16 protein-coding genes are annotated in these 19,761 nt (G+C 59.1%); 7 read left to right on the top strand and 9 right to left on the bottom strand.

Annotated features, from left to right (window positions below; genetic code table 11):
* Window positions 1-115 precede the first annotated feature (115 nt).
* Window positions 116-763, bottom strand: coding sequence for a hypothetical protein (locus G5137_RS18660; protein WP_421255788.1), 648 nt, complete (start codon window positions 761-763; stop codon window positions 116-118).
* A gap of 118 nt (window positions 764-881) precedes the next feature.
* Entirely contained in the window at window positions 882-2,258 is a 1,377-nt protein-coding gene (cysS, locus tag G5137_RS18665) for a cysteine--tRNA ligase (RefSeq protein WP_421255789.1), read from the bottom strand.
* A 212-nt stretch (window positions 2,259-2,470) separates the two neighbouring features.
* On the opposite strand from cysS, the gene G5137_RS18670 reads away from it, so the two are divergent.
* The 4 genes from G5137_RS18670 (at window position 2,471) to G5137_RS18685 (ending at window position 8,221) form a co-directional block, all read left to right on the top strand.
* Window positions 2,471-2,968 carry a peptidylprolyl isomerase gene (locus G5137_RS18670; protein WP_033115878.1) on the top strand — a complete coding sequence of 166 codons (498 nt, stop codon included), beginning with the start codon at window positions 2,471-2,473 and terminating at the stop codon, window positions 2,966-2,968.
* Window positions 2,958-3,755, top strand: a complete 798-nt coding sequence (locus tag G5137_RS18675; RefSeq protein WP_421254627.1) for a DUF4269 domain-containing protein — start codon at window positions 2,958-2,960, stop codon at window positions 3,753-3,755. Before G5137_RS18670 ends, G5137_RS18675 begins: the two co-directional genes overlap by 11 nt.
* Window positions 3,752-4,507 (top strand): UDP-2,3-diacylglucosamine diphosphatase, encoded by a 756-nt coding sequence (gene lpxH, locus G5137_RS18680; RefSeq protein ID WP_227342426.1) that lies wholly within the window; start codon window positions 3,752-3,754, stop codon window positions 4,505-4,507. Before G5137_RS18675 ends, lpxH begins: the two co-directional genes overlap by 4 nt.
* Before the next feature lie 279 nt (window positions 4,508-4,786).
* Window positions 4,787-8,221: an ImpA family metalloprotease gene (locus G5137_RS18685; RefSeq protein WP_421255790.1), complete on the top strand. Its 3,435-nt coding sequence runs from the start codon at window positions 4,787-4,789 to the stop codon at window positions 8,219-8,221.
* Between the two features lie 177 nt (window positions 8,222-8,398).
* Here G5137_RS18685 and nrfD read toward each other — a convergent pair whose 3' ends face one another.
* From nrfD to pdsA, 4 genes are all read right to left on the bottom strand, one after another.
* On the bottom strand, window positions 8,399-9,352 hold the full coding sequence (gene nrfD, locus G5137_RS18690; protein WP_421206415.1) for a cytochrome c nitrite reductase subunit NrfD: 954 nt from the start codon (window positions 9,350-9,352) through the stop codon (window positions 8,399-8,401).
* A gap of 69 nt (window positions 9,353-9,421) precedes the next feature.
* Window positions 9,422-10,090 (bottom strand): Nrf-like electron transfer protein NetC, encoded by a 669-nt coding sequence (netC, locus tag G5137_RS18695; protein WP_421206413.1) that lies wholly within the window; start codon window positions 10,088-10,090, stop codon window positions 9,422-9,424.
* Window positions 10,087-10,707: a cytochrome c nitrite reductase pentaheme subunit gene (nrfB, locus tag G5137_RS18700; protein WP_421254630.1), complete on the bottom strand. Its 621-nt coding sequence runs from the start codon at window positions 10,705-10,707 to the stop codon at window positions 10,087-10,089. The genes netC and nrfB overlap by 4 nt, the downstream gene beginning before the upstream one ends.
* Window positions 10,708-10,860: 153 nt before the next feature.
* Window positions 10,861-11,472, bottom strand: coding sequence for a periplasmic diheme shuttle PdsA (gene pdsA, locus G5137_RS18705; protein WP_216953317.1), 612 nt, complete (start codon window positions 11,470-11,472; stop codon window positions 10,861-10,863).
* 246 nt (window positions 11,473-11,718) lie between these two features.
* Between pdsA and G5137_RS18710 the strand changes: the two genes are divergently transcribed.
* The 3 genes from G5137_RS18710 to G5137_RS18720 are packed head-to-tail and all read left to right on the top strand — an operon-like array spanning window position 11,719 to window position 16,830.
* Complete coding sequence (locus G5137_RS18710) at window positions 11,719-13,803, top strand: OmcA/MtrC family decaheme c-type cytochrome (protein WP_421254631.1); 2,085 nt, start codon at window positions 11,719-11,721, stop codon at window positions 13,801-13,803.
* A gap of 55 nt (window positions 13,804-13,858) precedes the next feature.
* Window positions 13,859-14,833, top strand: coding sequence for a DmsE family decaheme c-type cytochrome (locus G5137_RS18715; protein ID WP_421255791.1), 975 nt, complete (start codon window positions 13,859-13,861; stop codon window positions 14,831-14,833).
* Window positions 14,834-14,844: 11 nt separating this feature from the next.
* Window positions 14,845-16,830, top strand: a complete 1,986-nt coding sequence (locus G5137_RS18720; RefSeq protein WP_421255792.1) for an MtrB/PioB family decaheme-associated outer membrane protein — start codon at window positions 14,845-14,847, stop codon at window positions 16,828-16,830.
* Between the two features lie 391 nt (window positions 16,831-17,221).
* Here G5137_RS18720 and G5137_RS18725 read toward each other — a convergent pair whose 3' ends face one another.
* The 3 genes from G5137_RS18725 to G5137_RS18735 form a co-directional block, all read right to left on the bottom strand.
* A complete protein-coding gene (locus G5137_RS18725; protein WP_216953321.1) occupies window positions 17,222-17,977 on the bottom strand; it encodes a substrate-binding periplasmic protein in 756 nt (251 codons plus the stop codon).
* A gap of 127 nt (window positions 17,978-18,104) precedes the next feature.
* The gene (locus G5137_RS18730; RefSeq protein WP_421252354.1) at window positions 18,105-18,860 is read right to left on the bottom strand and encodes a substrate-binding periplasmic protein; all 756 of its coding nucleotides are present in this window, start codon (window positions 18,858-18,860) and stop codon (window positions 18,105-18,107) included.
* Window positions 18,861-18,982: 122 nt separating this feature from the next.
* The gene (locus tag G5137_RS18735; RefSeq protein WP_139400970.1) at window positions 18,983-19,729 is read right to left on the bottom strand and encodes a substrate-binding periplasmic protein; all 747 of its coding nucleotides are present in this window, start codon (window positions 19,727-19,729) and stop codon (window positions 18,983-18,985) included.
* Window positions 19,730-19,761: the final 32 nt, after the last annotated feature.

Consider the following 19,761-nt stretch of genomic DNA (forward strand, 5'->3'; position numbering starts at 1 on the left):
TTTTGGATTTTTGACGTCAATATGATCTTACGTTATTTTGAAGATGAAAAACCGCAGCCTTGAGCTGCGGTTTTTATTTCTATTCCCCAAATACGCTTCTATTCCAACCAAAACTCTATTTCCCCAACCCCTTGCACTGCTCTCCCCCTGCGGCGGGATAGGTGGTGAGCGTCTCATAGAGGGCAGCGCGCAGGCTGCCGGATTGGCAGAAATCGCAGCTGCCGCCGGCGTCGATATCGGTGATGCGGGCGCCTTGCGGCCCATCCAGTACCAGATAGGTGCTGACAAAACGGTAGGTGCCGCTGGGGGCGTCGAGCGGGGTGCCCGGCTCGCCAAAGGTGAAGCGCACCTTGACCTCGCTGCGATCCCGGCTGCCGGCGATGGCGCGCGACGAGAGGATCTCCGAGCCCAGCAGGTTATCCCAGGCGTTGGGCAGGAAGGGGTTGCCCTCGACAAAGGGGGGCTTCTCGTCGGGGGCCTCGCGGGTGGCTATTTCGCGCGCCTTTGAGGCGGCATTGAGCAGGCAGAGCAGCTCGGGGGAGACGATAGTGGGCAGCGCGCCGCCGAGATCGCTCTGATAGAGGCCACTCGGTTTGACTTGGCGCTCCCAGTCGAGAAACTGGGCCACCTTGGCCTTGGCCTTGGCGCGGGCACTGGCGGCCGGATCGAGTTTGCCGCTGGTGGTGGTGCCCGCATGGGCTGGGGCGATCAGGGCCGCCGCAGAGAGGGCCAGTGCCAGCACGGGCCAGCTGGATATCTTCATGGTGCCATCTTCCTTATGTTCGCTTGCATGGGCCGCGCCTTGAACAACGCGCCGGGCCCTGAAAAAAAGAGCGCAGCCCAAGGGCTGCGCTCTGCGTCAGGTCGTCAACCGGCGGGCCTTAGGCACGGCGCCAGCTGGTCTTGCCGGCGCTGTCTTCCAGCACTATGCCCATCTCGGTGAGACGGTTGCGGGCGGCATCGGCAGCGGCCCAGTTCTTGTCGGCACGGGCCTGATTGCGCTCGGCGATCAGGCGCTCGATCTCGGCAACCTCTTCGTCCGCTTCGTCACCCTTGAGGAAGGCCTCGGGGTCTTGCTGCAGGATGCCGAGCACGGCGCCCAGCTCGCGCAGACGGGCGCCCAGCGCGGCGGCAACGGCCATGTCTTCACCCTTCTGGCGGTTGATCTCGCGCACCAGATCGAACAGGGCGGAGTAGGCTTCCGGGGTGTTAAAGTCGTCGTCCATCGCCTCCTTGAAGCGAGCCACCTGCTCGTCACCACCGGCAGCAGCGGCCACCGGCAGATCGCGCAGGGCAGTGTACATGCGCTCCAGCGCGGCGCGGGCTTGCTTGAGGTTATCTTCCGAGTAGTTGAGCTGGCTGCGGTAGTGGCCAGACATCAGGAAGTAACGGACGGTTTCGGCGTCGTAGTGAGCCAAGACGTCGCGGATGGTGAAGAAGTTGCCAAGGGATTTGGACATCTTCTCTTTATCCACCATCACCATGCCGCTGTGCATCCAGGTGTTGACGTAGTTGCCACCGTGGGCGCAGCAGGACTGGGCGATCTCGTTCTCGTGGTGCGGGAACTGCAGATCGGAGCCGCCGCCATGGATGTCGAAGTGGTTGCCAAGGTGCTTGGAGTTCATGGCGGAGCACTCGATGTGCCAGCCAGGACGGCCCGGGCCCCAGGGGCTTTCCCAGGTCGGCTCGCCCGGTTTGGACATCTTCCACAGCACGAAGTCGAGCGGGTTGCGCTTGGCATCGACCACGTCGACGCGGGCACCGGCTTGCAGCTGCTCCAGATCCTGGCCGGAGAGCTTGCCGTAGTCGGCATAGGATTCGACGATAAACATCACATCGCCGTTATCTGCCACGTATGCGTGCTCTTTTTCCAGCAGGGATTGCACCAGCTCGATGATCTCTTCGATGTGCTGGGTGGCGCGCGGTTCGATATCCGGGCGCACCATGCCGAGGGCGTCGAAGTCGGCGTGCATGTCGCCAATCAGCCGCTCGGTCAGCTCGTCGCAGGTCACTTGGGTCTCGGCGGCACGTTTGATGATCTTGTCATCCACGTCGGTGATGTTGCGCACGTAGGTGAGGTCATAACCGGCGTAACGCAGGTAGCGAGCGACCACATCAAAGGCGACGAAGGTGCGGCCGTGGCCGATATGACAGTGATCGTAGATGGTGACACCACACACATACATGCCCACCTTGCCCGGGTGGATAGGTTTGAATTCTTCTTTTTGACGAGTGAGTGTGTTGTATATCTTCAGCATCTTCTAACCACTGCCTGTGAGTAAAATGGTTGGTCATGATACCCCGTTCAGGGGCAGAAAACGAGGCAGAAAACGTGGCCAATCCCGCCTGCCAGCACGGTTACGGCGCCAGAGAGACTATGCCGCCAGCCCCTGATGGGCTAGAATTGCCACCACTTTATGCCATACACCTGCGGGCACTTCGTCGTCCGCATCAAATGAAAGGACATATCATGGTCACTCTGCACACCAATCACGGCGACATCACCCTCACCCTGAACGCTGAAAAAGCCCCGGAAACCGTGGCCAACTTCCTGCAATACTGCCGTGACGGTCACTACGACAACACCATTTTCCACCGCGTCATCGACGGCTTCATGATCCAGGGCGGCGGCTATGCCCCGGGCTTTGAAGAGAAAGACACTCGCGCTCCCATCAAGAACGAAGCGGCCAACGGTCTCTCCAACAAGATCGGCACCATCGCCATGGCCCGCACCATGGAGCCGCACTCTGCCAGCGCCCAGTTCTTCATCAACGTGAACAACAACGACTTCCTCGACTTCAAATCCGCTACCACCCAGGGTTTCGGCTACTGCGTATTCGGTGAAGTGACCGCCGGTATGGACGTGGTCAACAAGATCAAGGGCGTCAAGACCGGCAACTACGGCCGTATCCATCAGGACGTTCCGACCGAAGACGTGGTGATCACCAAGGTGACCCTTGCTGACTGATCTCTGCCGACTTGGCACTGACAAAACTGCGGCCCCGGCCGCAGTTTTTCCATCTGCCTCCCCCACTGCCAGCCCAAACTGGCGCCGCCTCGACTATCTGGCCCACGGCAACCCGCGCCAGCGCTCGGCCCATGCCCTGCTCACCGCCGGTGTGTGGGATGAGCTGGCAACGCAGTGCGCCGATCTGGCGCTGGTGAGCACGCTCGCCATCGGCCTCGATCGGCCGGGCAGCGATCTCGATATTCTCTGCCAGCATCCAGATCCCGCCAAGTTTGCCGCAAGGCTCGAGGCTCAAGGTTGGCAAGCGAGCGTCAAGGGCGACAATATCTGGCTGCTGGAGCGCACCTTTTCCTGCCTCGACCAGAGCTGTGCTAATAGCGGTTCTGACAAGAGCGATGCCTGCTTGCTACTGGAGCTCTATGTCACCCCAGCTCCCATCGAGATGCAGAACGGCTGGCGCCACCTCACCTTGATGGCGGCCCTGCTAGAGCGTTTTGGTGATGCCTTCTACCGTGACGTGCTACGTCTGCGCCTTGAAGAGGGACTAAAAGGGGAGGCGGCCATGTGCCGGTTGCTGGGGCTGGCGGGAGATCCTTATGAAGCGCTGCTGACGCTGGAGGGACGCAATCTTGCCGAGCTGGCATGGCAGCCGCCATCCCGTGACGATATCCATACCTCAACTGGCGCGATGGCGCCCGCAGCGCACTATTCGTCCCCTGTTGTGTCTACTACCTCTGCCACCCCTGTTTGCCCTGTTTCGACCGAGAGCCCGACCCCCACATCATGAGCACCCTCTTTATCAGTGACATTCACCTCTCTGCCCAGCGGCCCGATATGACCGCGGCACTGGTGCGCTTTCTCGAGCACGACGCCCCCGGCGCCGATGCCCTCTATGTGCTGGGGGATCTCTTCGAATTCTGGGTTGGCGATGATGACCCCAATCCGCTCCATCAACAGATGGCCGATGCCTTCTTGGCCCTGAGCCAGCAGAACGTGCCCATCTACTTTATCCACGGCAACCGCGACTTTCTGCTGGGCCAGCAGTTTGCCAAGCGCGCGGGGATGACCCTGCTGGGGGACCCCTGCGTGATCGACCTCTATGGGGAGCGGGTAGTGCTGAGCCACGGGGATCTGCTCTGCACCCTGGATGAGGGGTATCAGAAGTTTCGTCGCATCACCCAGCTCAAGTGGCTGCGCTGGCTCTTTTTGCGACTGCCGCTTGCCCGCCGTCAGGCCATCGCCTGCAAGATGCGCGGCCAAAGCCAGATGGAAAATGCTCACAAGAGCCAGATCATCATGGATGTGACGCCCGCGGCGGTGGACGAGATGCTGCGCGCCCATGACTGCCGGATGATGATCCACGGCCACACCCACAGACCCGCCATCCACGACTTCACCCTGGACGGTCACCCCGCGCGGCGCATCGTGCTGGGGGACTGGTTCGAGCAAGGCTCGGTGCTGGTCTGTCGCCCCGGCGAGCAGCGGCTGGAGATGCGGGCGCTGGCAACGATCGACCCCGCCGCTCAGCCATCCGTCTGACATCCCCCCCTGTGCGGGTTGCAGGTAAAACCTGCGGCCCGGCGCCCCCCTGTAAACCCGGTGAACCGACGTAGAACGGCGAGTTCAGGTATGCCTATGGGCTGTTCGGCCCATCTGTACCGGTTCTGCTGCGCCAGCAAGGGCAGAAATCGACCAAAAAGCATGCAAGGTGCTGAAAATAAAGATAATTAACCATTCAATCGGCGTTGAAATAAACGAAACCGCTCATTAGACTACCGACTCCTCCCACCCGTCGTAACACAAGGAACGTATCAAACAATGAAAAAGACGGTTCTCACCCCCTTACTGGCGCTGTTGATCACAGGCTGTGGCGGCGGTGATGGCGAACAGGAAGAGACCCCTATCCGCCCCCCTGTCACCCCCAATTATTTCGAGGCATCCAGCCAGAGCAGCGCGGGCGGACAGTTGAACCCCACCAGCCTGCGGTTGGCGGCGGGTGAACAGGGGCGCTTCTCGGTACAGGCTGACAGCGGTTACCTCCTGACCGGGATAAGCGGCTGTGATGGCACCCTGGACGGCCTCACCTATACCACTGGCCCCATGCGCAGCGATTGCCAGATCTCGGCCAGCTTCACGCAGGAGAGTGCAGCCGTCTATTTCAACGCCACCACCCAAGCTTCTCTGGGAGGCGCGGTCAGTCCCGACTACCTGCGCCTGAATGCGGGTGAACAGGGGCGTTTCACCGTGCAGCCCGAGAGTGGCTTCGTGTTGGCAAACATCACAGGGTGTGAAGGCACCCTGACGGGTAACACCTACACCACAGGCCCCATGCGTGGTGATTGCCAAATCTCGGCCAGCTTTATCAGCGATGCCGCCAATGCCATTACCCGGGAAGATCATACCCTTGCCAGCGAGCAATCCCTGATCGCCCATGCCCGCGCGGCGATTGCTGACAGTGAGGCGCACCGCACCGAGCTGGTTCGCAGCCTCTATCAGGGGATGGCACAGATCAGCTGGAACCCGAGCCACGACTCCATCACCTTTTCTAGCTTCCAGCCTGAGAGCACGGTGACCCTGCTCCCCTCCAACATCAATGGCAAGGGGGAGAGCGAGATCCGGGGTCTGGTGATGGTCTCCGAGCAAGCCGATTACCGTCAGGCTGCCATGGGGGCGAACCTGTTTTCCGTTGACCGCACAGCGCAGAGCGAGGCGCTGCTCAAGGGGCTGATTGGCTGGCTGACCCGGGGCAAGGATAGCGATGGCCTGCGCATCATTACCACCCAGATGCCAAGCCGCGCCGATAGCGTCTATTTTCCCCACAACGAAGGCGTGCGGGACTGGCTCAAGGCGATCTATCCCGACAAGCACAGCATCAACCCGGCCAATGCCTGCGATTATCAGGCGCTGAGCAACTGTATCGACACCATGGCGCCGGAGCTTATCGTGATCAGCGATATCGACCGCCAGGGGCTGGGGTATCAGGGGATCGCAGAGGCGATCGCCAAGGCCAAAGCGGCCGGGATCCCGCTGCTGCTCTCCAACTATCGGCGCGATGCCAGCCCGCTGCTAAGCCCCCTCTATCTCGATATGGGGCTGGTCACCTGGGGCAACTACTGGTCAAAACTCAGAGCCAGCGATCTGGCAGTGAACACCATCATGGCACCCGACGCCCAGCTGATGGCGGTCGATACCCTGCTTGGCAACCTTCAGGATCGCAACTTCACGACCCAGTGGCTCGATAGCTGCGGCGGCAACTTTATCAATTGCGGTGGCTCGGAGAGCTTCAACCAGCAGTTCAAGCAGGGGGCCGACTGGCTAAGAAATGGGGCCATCACCCTCGACAAGGCCGGGATCAGCCCCTTTGCCCGTGAGGGCGCGACACTGCTGCCCGCCACCCTGCTGCTGGCCGACAAATACCGTGCCGCCATCGACTACCCCATCGCCTGGGATGAGCATCAATCCTGGCAGCAGGCGATGTTTGCCGACTGGCTGGTGAGCTATGCCCGCACTCGTACCCCGGCCCAACCCGATCTGGGGGAGTACGTCACCGATCGCAGCAAGGTAGTGAAGGGACAAGCGGCTCACTATGCCTATCCCGCAACGCTCACCGACAGTCGGCGCATTGCGGTTCCCTACAGCGGGCAGTGGACCACCACCGGCTGGTATGCCCTGCCGGGACAAACCATCACCCTGAGACGCACCGATAACGCCGATGTGTCCGCTACCGTCCGACTCAACTACCACAGGCCCAACACCAATCGCGCCTATGAGCAGAAGATCTATCGAGCCCCGCTGGAGCTGACCACCGGACGACTGATCTTGGCCAAGGGGGGCCGCGTCACCTTCACCTCGCCCTATGGCGGCCCTATCTACCTCTATCTGGAAGGGGCGGCTGCATCGCTGGCCGTCCAGGTGAGCGCCACGGGCGTCACCCGTCATCCGGCCATCATGGATTTCAGTGATGAGCAGCAGATCCGCGAGTTCAACGAGCGGCTGGAACAAACCGAGCTGCCCCATATCGATCTGCGGGCCGATGGCGCAGAACAGCATCTGCGCCGGGATCGCTTCACCAAGGCGGTGGGTGGCGTCATCCCCGACACCAATGCCCTGCTCGACAGCATCGCCCGGGATCACATCAATGGTGTCTACACCCTGGCGGGCCTGAAAATTCAGGGCAAGGGGCTCGATGAGTCGCTGCCTGCGGATGTTAAAAACGCCTGCGTGGCACTGTTGGGGGAGGGGTGTCTCGATGAATCGCTCCATACCCGCACCATCATCCAGCATGCCAACTATGACCAGAATGCCCATTGCGGCAGCGGTTGCAGCGGCAACCCGTGGGACTCTTCCGGCAGCATCAGCCCGACCGGCTGGCTCGACAATCACGAACTGGGCCACAACCTGCAGACCAACCGGTTGAACGTGCAGTACGCTGCGGCAGGCGATGCCGACAACTGGAGTGGCTACGGCAGCCGGGCGGGGGAAAACTCCAACAACATCTTCCCTTATGTGGTGAAGTGGCGCGCCCATTATCTGAGAGATGGCAACACGGCGCCCATCAAGGATGGACACATGAATCACAAGGATCTCTTCTATGTGTTCATGTCTGATGCGGCGCAGGTAAGGGACAGGAGTGGCAACCGCCTCGTGCTCGGGGCCAACTGCAAGGTGCTCGATACCGGCGAGAGTCGCTACGAAGCCCCCTGGAAGAGCAATGCCTACGCCGTCCACAACGGCTATCGCATGGCGTTTTATATCCAGATGGCATTACGCGCCCACCGTATGCTCCTGACTGATGGCACCCGGCTGAACGATGGCTTCACTATCTTCACCCTGCTCTATCAGCATTCACGGATCTTCGGCGCGGCAGCCGACAGTGAAGCGCAGTGGAATGCCAACAAGGATAGGCTCGGCTTTAGCCTGTTCCCCTACTCGGGGCATGCGGTCTATGGCGGCAAACGGGTGCGCGACATACCGGGCAATGACTTTATGCTGGTTGCACTCAGTCGGCTCACCGGTTGGGACTGGCGCAATCATTTCGATCTGCTCGGCCTGCGTTACTCAAGCCTCGCGGTCGCTCAGGTGCAGGCCAACCAGCGTTATGGCAGCCTGCCGATGGGGATGTATGTGCTGGAGGATGACCTGCCCCCTGCCAACATGAGCGAAGGCGTCACATTCCTGCCGCTCTCTGAAAGCGACGGATCCACCCTCTGGCCCCGCAACAGCGGCTCGCCAAGCGCCTGCCCAACACCCTGAATCCGGTCATCACGATAACTACGACAAGCGCCCGGCTGGGCGCTTGTTGTTTATCCGGCCTTTGGCCCCATGGTGGATGCCGAGAAGGTTGGGGAGTCTGCGTGGAGAAGAACGAGCCGAAAATGTGTAAGCCTGTGTAAGGACTAAACACATCTCTGGCCCATCCACGCAGCAATGTTACAGCACCGTCATCTGACCGGCATAGAGGATGAAGTAGCGCAGCAGCAAGATCCCCACCAGGCTCAGGCTGCAGACCAGCACCAGGTGGGAGCGCTGGTGCTGGCGAGCTGGCGAGCTGAACAGCCCCAACAGTTGGGGAAGCAGGATGCCGATGCCAATCACGCCAAACCAGAAGACCTGCGACCAGAAGCCGCCGCCTATGGCCGCCCACATCGCTGCCTCCCGCTGGCCGCCACCGAAGTAGAGGCCGGTGAAGAAGCAGACCAGCAAGAAGATCTCGATAGCCACCATGGGACGCTCGAAGCGGTGCACAAAGCTCACCCCCTTGCTATGGCTGCTCTCCTTGAACAGAGTCACCGCCAGCAAGATGGTGGAGGCGACCCCTGAGCTGATACCGGATACCAGAAACAGCGCCGGCAGGATCGGGTTATTGAGCATGGGGTAGGTCTTGAGCGCCGAGAGCAGGAAGCCGGTATAGGCCCCCAGCAGTACGGCCAGCAACAACAACAGGGGAGTAAGCAGTCGCTCGATCTGTGCCATCTTGCCTATCAGGGTATCGATGAAGGCGAACCTGTCCGCCAGCAGGTGCCGCCGCAACCCCTCGATCTCGGCTCTGAAGACCACCGCCAGCCAGGCAAACAACACCGTCATATAGACCTGAAACAGCATGACCCCCATCGACATCACGGAATCGAACTGATAGTGGAACATCAGCTTCCAGAAGGTCCAGGGACGAGCCAGGTGGAAGATGAGGATCAGCAGCCCCAGTATCACGCTGAGCGGGGCTAGAATGGCGGTCGCCCTGATGATGCCGCTCTCGCTGCCGGCCCCGCGCTGGCGCAACAGCACCGAGAGGGTGACTGAACCGGCGGAGATCCCCAGCAGAAAGAGGTAGATGGCGATGGGACCATCCCAGACCAGTGAGTCGAAGTGAAATGCGTTATGCCACATGGTACATACATCCCGTTTCGCTACTCACCATCTGCAGAGGGATACCGTCATGATGCGGGTTATGAGGACTCATGATTTTACCTCCCCTTTCGGTACCCGATACATCTTGGGCGAGGTGCCGAGGAACTGTTTGTAGCGATAGGTGGTTTCATGCACCAGCCGTCTGGCGATCGGGCTGTGAGGATCATCCAGATTGCCGAACACCAGCGCCTTGGTAGGGCAGGCTTCGACACAGGCGGGTTGCTTGCCGTTGGCCAGATTGGTTTTGCGGCAAAAGTCGCACTTGTCGGCAATGCGGGTGACCGGGTTGATAAAGCGTACCTGATAAGGGCAGGCCGCCAGACAGTAGCGGCAGCCGACACAGAGATCGGGGTTGATGTCGACGATGCCATCCTCGGCCCGGATATGGGATGCACCCGTCGGGCAGACATGCACACAGGGGGCGTTATCACAGTGCTGGCAGGACTTGCGGAAAAACCGGTACTCCTGATCCGGATATTCACCCACAGGGCCGGAGCGCAGGATCTGCAGGCGGGCTACCCCTTGTGGCACCTGATTGACTTCCCGGCAGGCATCCATGCAGGCGGTACAACCGATGCAGGCTGTCTCATCGTGGATCATGCCGTAGCGCCCCCCCCCGATGGTCATGCTGTTGGCCAGGGCGCGGGGCGACCCCGTCATCAGGATCAAGGCGCTGGCACTCATCCCCACCATAAACTCGCGACGGGTCGTGCTCATGCGCCCTCCTTGGCCGCGGCTTGCTGCCTGGCCTCATGCTGCTTGCTGTGGCAGTCGACGCACAGCTTGATGCGGGCCTTCTCGGGGATGCCGACCATGGGCTCTTTGGCCGGGTGCAACTGATGGCAGCTGGTGCAGGTCACGCGAGTCGCATGCACGTCGTGAGCCCACAGCGCCTTGCGCAGATCATCGGGCTCATGGCAGCTCATGCAGACGCCGTTTTGCTGGCTGAGCGGGAAGGCATCGTCGCCAAAGCGCATCACGTCGACAATGCCGCCACGCTGTTTGCGGTGCTGGGCTGACGGGTTGCCGTGACAGTTGGTACAGGTCACCGCTTCATTGGTATTGGGGTTGGTGACGCTGGCATGCTTGCCATGCATCCCCTCGTTTCCGTCGTGGCACTTGTCACACTTGGCGAAACGGGCGGCCGCTGTTTTCTCGGCTGCGGCTTTCTTCGCGGCTTTGGCCTGGCGTGAGGCCAGTGCATCGGCGGCACTGCTATCGGCCACAGTGCTGACGGCAGCAGACGCTGGTTCGACGGCGGTCGCTGCGAGGGCAAACTCGCTTGCACCCAGACAGATCGTGGCAAGCAAGGCCCACTGCATTATTTTTTTCATACTGGACTCCGGATCAAAGAGGTTCAGCGGCGTTATCCACCCCCTGACAAGAAAAAGAGCGACAAATACCTCCCAAAATGCCAGAAACGGGCAAGAGTCCCCCACCCACGACAGAGTGGGGGCTTGATCAATGGATAAACCTGACCGCTTTGGTTATTGCTGGCTGGCGTAGTACTCGGCCAACGCCTGGAGATCGGCATCACTCATGGCAATGATGGCGTTATTCATCTTCTCGTCATTGCTGCGCTTGCCGGCCTTGAACTCTTGCAGGGCCATCAGTATGTAACCTTTTGGCTGACCGGAGAGGATGGAGGCTTCATCGTCGGCAACGGAGCCACCTTCGGAGTGACACTTCTTGCAACCAGACTCTTCATGCAGTTTTTGTCCTGCTTTGGCCAGTGCGGCATCGAACGGCTGCTTCATCGGCTGGTAGGGCAGTTCGGCATAGTAAGCTGCCAATTCGTCGATCTGATCGTCGCTAAGACCCTTAACAATGTCGGTCATGTTTCCCTGTTTGCTGGTGTCACCGGTGACATGATTAACGGTCTTAGCAGGGCGGCCATCTAGGTAGCTTCGCATCTGCTCCGCAAGATTAGATTCTGCTATTCCGGCGATTGTCGGAATATCTGTATGTGAGCTGATCCCCTGATTACCGTGACATGCGTTACATGTTTTGGCCATCTCGTCGACCCCGGCAAAGGCTGGCCCAATTGAACCAATCAACAGAGATAACCCCACCACTTCCCATTTCATGCTTCGCTTCATTTTGCACTCCCTTTGACATAAAAATCGAAAAAGACAGCTTATACCGTTTTTTTATTCGAAAAAGTGGGCTCAGTCCCGCTTTTGAGACTTCTGTCAACGTCGAGAGCCACATAAACCTTATAATTTGGGTGGAAATGGTTTTTGACCAAGGTGGGGCTCAAAAGGCTTCAATGTTGCATGTTTTTGGGACTTTTCTGAGACAGCTCATACATGAAATAAAAAATCCGATAAAAAAGGATAAACAAGATGAAATACTGGAAAGCGCTGGTGGCAGCTGCAATGGTGCTCACCCTCTCGGCCTGTGGTGGCGGGGGGGATGGCAGTGATAAGAGTGAGCCACCCACCCCTCCTCCAGGAACCCCTGGATCTCTGATTATCTCGGCGTCGACACCGGTTCTCACCCCGGATGGTCAGCTCTCGGTACAGTTCAACGTGACGGACAAACAGGGCTCGGGTTACGACCTGGGCGCTACGATCCCCTCATTCACCCTCAACAAGATGATCCCCGGCCGCGATGCCACACGTGAAGACCCGGCCATCTGGAAGAGTTTTATCTACCGTTCCGGCAAAGCCACCAGTGAAAACAGCGGCAAGCTGGAGTCACTGGGCAATGGGCAATATCGCTACACCTTTGCTATTAACCCCACCACAGTGCCGGATCCCTATCCTGCTGATTCACAGAGCAACAATGGCGTGATTAGTTGGGATGAAACGGCGACTCATCGTGTGGGTATCTTTTTTGGTGGCAGTAACAATGTCCCCGTCACCAACTATGTGCTGGACTGGGTGCCGGCTGGGACGCGCGCCGCTTTGACCCGGGATATCGTGGATCAGAGCAGTTGTAACAGTTGTCACATGAAGCAAGCGATCAAACACGCGGATCGCGCTGACCCCAAACTCTGTGTCACCTGTCACAACGAGAGCAATCCGGCCATTGCTACCCGCCGCTCTCTGACGACCATAGTGCACAAGTACCATGGCAATCTGGATAGTACGGATACCAAGACGGTCAGCCACTTCCCGCAAGACTCGCGCAACTGCGATACCTGTCACAAGGACGCCACGCCAGCCACCCTCAATGCCGGTAACTGGCAACATGCCCAGGAAAAAGCGTGTGGTGCCTGTCATGCCGATTCAACCAGCTCCACAGGTTTTGATGCTCACATCACTGGCAAGATAAACAGTGGCGCAGTCTGCACCCAGTGCCATGGCGCTGATCCGGCCAGCAGCAAGTCCCCCTACATGGTCCACCTGGGTTACATGGCCAACGAGGCGATTGGACGCGACAAGCTGCAGTTCACGTTCGATGACGTTCGCTATGCCGCTCCCAATATCGAGATCGAACTGACCGTCACCGTCGACGGTACGCCGGCCGAGAGCGTTAATGACGTGCTGAAATATGTCAAAGATGGCAATCCGGCCATTCTGGTCAATTGGGATCAGGGCCAGGGATTCGAGCTGGCCACCACCAATCCGCAGACCTTCGTCTCTGGCAACAAGATCGAGTTCAGCAAGTGTGTCAGCCAGGGCACAGGCCGCTTCCTGTGCAGCAAAGAGACGGGCAACGAGGTCAACGGCACCCTGGCTGCGACCATCGCTGACTTGAGAGTCTGTGTGGCGCGTAAAGCCGATCGCAACGGGGCGTTTGCCGCAGGGGATCTGCTGCCTTGCAGCAGTACTGCCAGCGCACTCTCCCTGATCGCCATCAATCCGGTCAGCGCCTACTTCCGTGCCGAAGGGGGCATCGACAGCAGCTATCTGCTCAAGGCCGGTGCGGATCTCGCTTCCTGCAACAGTTGTCACAAGGATCTGGCAGTCCACATGAGCAATCATGCGGCCAAGGATATGAGCCAGTGCACCAGTTGCCACAACGCGACCCGTACCTCGTTCTATGCGGGGGTGCCGGGGGACCTGAAATATCACGTCCACTCCTTCCACGCGCTGGGCGCCAAACATGGGGGAAGTGCTACCTTCCCGGGCGATATCAGCAACTGCGAGTCCTGTCATACCCAGGGGCAATACAACCTGCCCAACCAGCAGAACGCGCGCCCCTCTCTGGTCGCCACCACGGCTGACAACAAACAGCCCAAATACTTCAGCCCGGTGCTGGTGGTCTGCTCCAGCTGCCACCTCAAATCACCGCTGGGGTTGGTCAAGCCGGATAGCCCGGTGGCAGGGGATGAGTGGGTTACCCACATGAAGAATAACGGCGCCGTCTTTGGTGCAGAGACGATCGAAGCCGCAACCGGTGTTGAACAGTGTGCCTCTTGCCATGCCGTCGGGCAGGAGCAGGGTGTCGACAAGGTTCACAAGGTCTACGACTTCCGTTGATGAAATCCTGCGGTCAGGGGGTAACCCCTGGCCCTTCGCCGTTGAAGGAAACAAGATGAAAAAGACCATCACGCAGTGGTTATTGGCTGGCATGCTGGCCCTGAGCTGCCTGTCAGCCTGGGCCAAGATCGATGCCGCGCAACCCGCTGGCGATGCAGATCCGCGACTCCAGATTGAATCGGCTCTGGACAAGAAATTTGACCAGGGAAAATACTCCCCGAAGGGAGCTGATACCTGCCTCAAGTGCCACGATTCAGATTCACGCAAACCCGCGACCGGCATATTCCACAGTGTGCACGGCAATCTGGGCAACCAGAATGGCCCCATGGCCGACCGGCAGTGTGAAGCTTGTCATGGTCCGGCAGGCAACCACACGCGCAATCCTCGCAAAGGAGAGAAACGGGAGCCGATGATCACCTTTGGTCCCGATTCACCTGTGCCGGTCGAGAAGCAGAACAGTGTCTGTCTCTCCTGTCATACCGATACCAACCGGATGGGCTGGCATGCCAGTGTTCATACGGTCGAGGATCTCTCCTGTACCAGCTGCCACACATTGCACCAGGCCAAGGATCCGGTGATGGACAGCAAGAAACAGGTCGAGACCTGCACCAGCTGCCATGCCGCAGAGAAATCGGATCTGCACAAGCGCACCAGTCATCCCATCCTGAATGGCGAAATGCCCTGCTCCAGTTGCCACAACCCGCACCAGTCACAAAATGAGGCCAGTCTGAAACAGCCGACCGTCAACGAGAGCTGCTACGAGTGCCATGCCGAGAAGCGGGGCCCCTTCCTGTGGGAGCACGAGCCGGTGACCGAGGATTGCTCCCTGTGCCACAGCCCCCACGGCTCCATCAATCAGGCGCTGCTCAACAAGCGCGTTCCCCAGCTGTGTCAGGAGTGTCACAGCGCCCCCCATGCCAACGTGTCCATCCCAGAGGGGGATCTCAAGGTACGTGGCGGCAGTTGCCTGAATTGTCATAACCAGATCCACGGGACCAACCATCCGAATGGGCAGTCCCTGCGACGTTGAGGAGAGAAGTCATGAAACAATCAACACTTTGGCTCTCCTTGCTGACCATCTTCTCGGCCCATGCCGCCGAGGAGTCGCTGGCTGTCGAGGATTACTCTCTGCAATCGGCCAAGGAGGCCAAAACCGCACGCTGGCGCTGTGCATCCTGTGAAAGCGAGAGTGGCTGGTTTGGTGAGGTGGGGCTGGGCACAGGCTACATCAACGATGATGGCGCGACCCGTTTTCGCAACTGGGTGCCCGCCGTCAACGATACCGGCATGCTGGGGATCTTCAACGCTGACCTGCAGTATCGGGGGGAGGGATCCCGTTATGGGGCACTCGAGGCCAGGGATCTCGGAATGCGCCGTTTCAGCATGGCACTGGAGCAAGGGTACTATGATGGCGCGCGCGCCAAAATTGGCTACTCCGAAACCCCCTTCTACTGGAACAGCCATGGCAAGAGCGTCTATCGCCCTGACGATACACCGATGACGGCTGGCGCTCTGGCCGAATTTGACAAGGAGGTGGTCCGCAAGAAGCTGACCATGGGGCTTGCCTATACCCCCAAGAGCCCATGGCGCCCTTATGCCGATTTCTCTTATGAGAAAAAAGAGGCAACGCTGGCCACTTATCAGTCCAGCATCCCGGGGATAGGCAGCATGCCGGGCTTTGTACCCAAGCTGGTCGATGGCAGCAGTACCACCCTGGTCAAGAGTGGCATCAGCTACCTGGGTGAAGGCTGGCTGGTTGATCTGGCCTACAACGGCTCACTCTATCGCAACGAGGAGACCGCATTCTATTTCGGTTCGGCCAGCGACCCCTATGCCAATGAGCGGGCTTACGAACCCGACAACAGCTTCCATCAGGTCAGTTTGTCCGGCCAGTACAACTGGGACAGGCAGAGTCTGAGCGGTCGCATTCTCAGCAGCCGAACAACGTCGGATGGCAATCTAGCCGCCTTCCGGCAGGTGCCGCTCACCCAGAGCGATTTCCACGGTGAGATCGATACCATCCAGACCAATGCCAAATGGGTGGGGCGTTTTGGCCGGGATTTGACTCTGCGGGCCGGGGGCGAATACCGGGATCGGCAGGACAACTCGGACAAGCAGGTTGTTATTGGCAAACAACGGCAGCCGGGGGATCGTTCTCACAGTAAAGCCAATCTGGAAGCGGATTACCGCCTGAGTCGATCGGTCAAGGTAACCGGGGGTTACCAGTATCGTGCCGATGAACGGGAGTACGCGGATCGTCGCAAGACGGATGAGCAGACATTGTTCCTCAAGAGTCGCTATCGCCCGGTGGGCGATCTGCAACTGGGGGGCAAACTCTCCTGGAGCACCCGGGATGGCTCTGAGTGGAAAAATAACAACCCCAATGTCAGCCCGACCTTGCGCCAGTTCTATCTGGCCAATCGTGACAGGTTCGAACTGCGCGGCGATCTGCAGTATGCCTTCAGCGAGCAGTTAAGCTCCTCGCTGGAAGGGTGGTGGGCACGGGCCAACTACCCGGAGCCCGACATCGGACTCAGTGAAGGGGAGGATTACGGTATCGATCTGACCCTTAACCAGCAGTTTGATGAGAACCTCAGTGGCCATCTCTTCAGCAACGTACAGTGGATCACCTCAAGCCAGAACCATGCCTACACAGGTGCCCCGGACTGGGATCCCTATTCGACCCGGGTTCGTGACCAAATCACTACTCTGGGAGTGGGTCTAAGCCAGAAGAAGGCGTTTGATTTGGCGCTGGAACTGGGGGTGGATTACAGCTTCTCCTATGGCCGTGGCCAGACAGATGCCAGCAAGGGTTATGACTACCCCGACCTGACCAGCAAGCAACACCGTCTGGAAGGCTATGCCCTCTATCAGCTCGACGAGAAGCAGTCACTGCGCTGGGATATGCGCTACGAGTTCTACCACGATGTGGACTACCTCTACACCGGTGAGGAGTACAGCATGGGTCATGTTAACCAGAACTATAACGGTTACTTCACCGCTATCTCCTGGCTCTACAAGTTCTAACGCCGCAAGTGCCACAAGGGGAGCCTGGCTCCCCTTTTTCATGCCCGGCACAGACACCCGAATGCGGATAGCAATTGATGCCTGGATGCCGCGAGGCATGTTGCTATCTAATTGATTTTCTATATTTCAGATCTTCCCAGCAGCTGGGTTGCGTGGCGGCACTGCGACGTTAGGCCGCTGATCTTGTGTGGCGCCGAACGGGCCGATCGGTTGATGGTGGGCGACAAGTGGCGGGTGTGAATGGCGCCGTCGTGGGGCTCGATATCGAACAGCTTATCGCCCTTCACAAGGTGGCTGCTGCTGTGCTGGTACGTGGCCAGGTGAGAGCAAACGGTAAAAAGCGAAGGGGCCCGCAGCGGACCCCTTGTTGTTGGCGCTTTTCGCTGCGCCGCTATTTGGCGGCGGGGGCAGGGAAGTATTTGCTGTGCAGCAGCGGGTATTCACTGCTCGCCAGCACCTGGGTCAAGCCGGTCTGGAACTCTTTGACCAGTTCGTCGCTTACCGGATGGCTGAAGGCGAAGCAGAACTGCTCCGAGCTAAGTACCCACTGCTCCTTGAAGCGGGCGGGGTCGAGTTTTTGCTCGACGATCAGCTGTTCCATGGTGGTTTTGTTGGTGGAGACCAGATCGATTCGACCTGAGGTGAGCATCTTCAGCGCTTGTGCCAGCCGATTGGCTGCCATCAGCTTTGTCTCGTCAAAGCCGTTGTTGAGTAGCAACTGTTCTCCCACATCAGCCCGTACCGCCCCGATATTGAATGCTTTGGCATCATCGAGCTTGGTGATGGTGATATTGCGCTCGGCCAACCCTACCAGCACGATTTCGGCGTAACCGATGGGACAGGCCCATTTGAACAGAGGATCCCGCGCCTGGGTGCGGGCGGTGGAGAAGAGTACCGCATTGGGCTTTTGGGTCAGCAGGTAGTAACCGCGCGCCCAAGGCATGATGGTGATGGGCTGCGCCGGGGTATTGGTCTTTTTCCATACCAGTTGCAGCAGTTCGACCGCGAGGCCGGTGGGGGCGCCACTGGCATCGGCGTAGTTGTAGGGTTTGTACTCTTCGGTAATGTAGTGAAGCTTTGCCAGCTCGGGGCTGGCGTTGGCAAAGGAGGTAACAAGCAGTGTGGCCAACCCGATCCATGGTTTCATTTCTCTATCCTGCTCAAGGGAATACCTATGCTCAATTGTGACCAAGCCGGATGATTTCGCCAAGGCGGGTTTGCAGTTTGGCAAAAAGTGCAGGAGGCCGCCGGCATGTTGTGCTGTGTTGCGAGGGTCAGAGAGACTGGCGCAGTGGCAGGTATTTGGCTTGCAGTTGCGAAAATTGAGGGGAGGCCCGGGCACGATCCAGAGCTTGTTGAAAGCGGCTTATATCCCTGTCTGGCACCTGACGGCTAAAGGCATAGCAGAGTGGCTTGCTGTCGAGCACAAAGGCCACATTGAAGTCATTCAGATCCATGTTGAGGTCCTTGAGGGTTTGATAGCCGACCAGCTTGTTGGTAGCAAAGAGATGGGTACGGCCCGAGGCGAGCATTTTTGCCGCCTGGCTGAGACGGTTTGCCTCGACAAGGTTGCTTTCATCCAGACCCCGCTCCTGCAACAGCTGACTCGATACGGTCGAGCGCACCACCGCAATCTTGTATTGTTTCATTTGTTCGGCAGAGACAAGGGTCAGCTTGTCAGCTGCGCGGCCAAGCAGCACAAAGTCCGAGTTGTCGATGGGGCAGGCCCACTTGAAAAGCGCTTCCCGTTCGGGTGTCCGTGCGGTGGCAAACAGCACCACATTGTGCTTGCTGCTTAGTTCTTTGTAGCCGCGGGCCCACGGCAGAATGCGTATTGGTTGGGGGGAAAGGTCACTATATTGCCAGATCATCTGCAGCAGTTCGACGGCAAGGCCGGTGGGCTGACCCTCTGCGTCACTGAAGTTAAAAGGCGGGGAGATTTCGGTGCAGTATTCGAGCTTGTCCAGATCTGCACGGGCAAAGCTGGCCCACAGAAGGAGTAGGATGTGGGAGAGATGCCATGTCCGCATGGAAGAGATCCTTCACTATATCGACGATGCCAAACAGTGTGACGGCTCGAGTTCGCAATAGCCAGCTCCTTGACGGGCAACCATAGTGCGACTGAGGGGGCCATTCCAGCCGCAGCCGAGAGTCAGCGCACCGGCAGGTATTTGGCCTGCAATTTGCGAAACTCCTCCGAGGCGAGGGCGCGGGTCAGGCCCTGCTGAAAGAGGGTGATCTCGCTGTCTGGTACTTGACGGCTGAAGGCGTAGCAGAGCTGCTCGGCGCTCAGCACCATGGCCACGTTGAAGTCGTCGCTGCTCAGCTTCAGTTCGCGAATGGCGTCATATCCCGCCAGCTTGCTGGTGGCGAGCAGGTCGGCGCGGCCGGAGAGCAGCATCTTCAACCCCTGCGACAGGCGGTTGGCCGGGATGATGTTGTTGTCATCCATGCCGTTGTTGAGCAGCAGCTGTTCGGCGGCATCCGAGCGCACCGCGCTGATCTTGTATTGGCTCATCTGATCGAAGGCGGTCAGGGTGATGTTCTGCGCTTTGCGGCCGAGCAGTATGTACTCCGAGTAGCCGATGGGGCAGACCCACTTGAAGAGATCCTCCCGCGCCTGGGTGCGGGCGGTGGAGAAGAGCACCACGTTGGGCTTCTGGGTTAGCAAGTAATAACCTCGCGCCCAGGGCAGGATACGCACCGGCTGGGGTGTCACGCCGCTGTGTTGCCAGATCATCTGCAGCAGATCGACCGCAAGGCCGGTGGGCTGGCCTTGCGGATCGCTGAAGTTGTAGGGGGGGTACTCTTCGGTGAGGTACTCGAGCTTGCCCAGATCAGCCCGGGCAGCCGAGGCCCAGCAGAGCAGCAACAGATGACAGATCAGCCATATCCTCATTGGGAACATCCTTAGCGATCAACCTTCTCTTG

Source organism: Aeromonas sp. 600282, from assembly GCF_049175755.1.
In the GTDB taxonomy this organism is placed as follows: Bacteria; Pseudomonadota; Gammaproteobacteria; order Enterobacterales; family Aeromonadaceae; genus Aeromonas; species Aeromonas veronii_A.

Excerpts from the sequence above, each read along its gene's own strand:
- G5137_RS18685 (WP_421255790.1), top strand. The coding sequence starts at position 4,787 with ATGAAAAAGACGGTTCTCACCCCCTTACTGGCGCTGTTGATCACAGGC.
- nrfB (WP_421254630.1), bottom strand. The coding sequence starts at position 10,707 with ATGAAAAAAATAATGCAGTGGGCCTTGCTTGCCACGATCTGTCTGGGT.
- G5137_RS18730 (WP_421252354.1), bottom strand. The coding sequence starts at position 18,860 with ATGCGGACATGGCATCTCTCCCACATCCTACTCCTTCTGTGGGCCAGC.
- G5137_RS18735 (WP_139400970.1), bottom strand. The coding sequence starts at position 19,729 with ATGAGGATATGGCTGATCTGTCATCTGTTGCTGCTCTGCTGGGCCTCG.
- netC (WP_421206413.1), bottom strand. The coding sequence starts at position 10,090 with ATGAGCACGACCCGTCGCGAGTTTATGGTGGGGATGAGTGCCAGCGCC.
- lpxH (WP_227342426.1), top strand. The coding sequence starts at position 3,752 with ATGAGCACCCTCTTTATCAGTGACATTCACCTCTCTGCCCAGCGGCCC.
- cysS (WP_421255789.1), bottom strand. The coding sequence starts at position 2,258 with ATGCTGAAGATATACAACACACTCACTCGTCAAAAAGAAGAATTCAAA.
- G5137_RS18670 (WP_033115878.1), top strand. The coding sequence starts at position 2,471 with ATGGTCACTCTGCACACCAATCACGGCGACATCACCCTCACCCTGAAC.
- G5137_RS18710 (WP_421254631.1), top strand. The coding sequence starts at position 11,719 with ATGAAATACTGGAAAGCGCTGGTGGCAGCTGCAATGGTGCTCACCCTC.
- pdsA (WP_216953317.1), bottom strand. The coding sequence starts at position 11,472 with ATGAAGCGAAGCATGAAATGGGAAGTGGTGGGGTTATCTCTGTTGATT.
- G5137_RS18725 (WP_216953321.1), bottom strand. The coding sequence starts at position 17,977 with ATGAAACCATGGATCGGGTTGGCCACACTGCTTGTTACCTCCTTTGCC.
- G5137_RS18660 (WP_421255788.1), bottom strand. The coding sequence starts at position 763 with ATGAAGATATCCAGCTGGCCCGTGCTGGCACTGGCCCTCTCTGCGGCG.
- G5137_RS18720 (WP_421255792.1), top strand. The coding sequence starts at position 14,845 with ATGAAACAATCAACACTTTGGCTCTCCTTGCTGACCATCTTCTCGGCC.
- nrfD (WP_421206415.1), bottom strand. The coding sequence starts at position 9,352 with ATGTGGCATAACGCATTTCACTTCGACTCACTGGTCTGGGATGGTCCC.
- G5137_RS18715 (WP_421255791.1), top strand. The coding sequence starts at position 13,859 with ATGAAAAAGACCATCACGCAGTGGTTATTGGCTGGCATGCTGGCCCTG.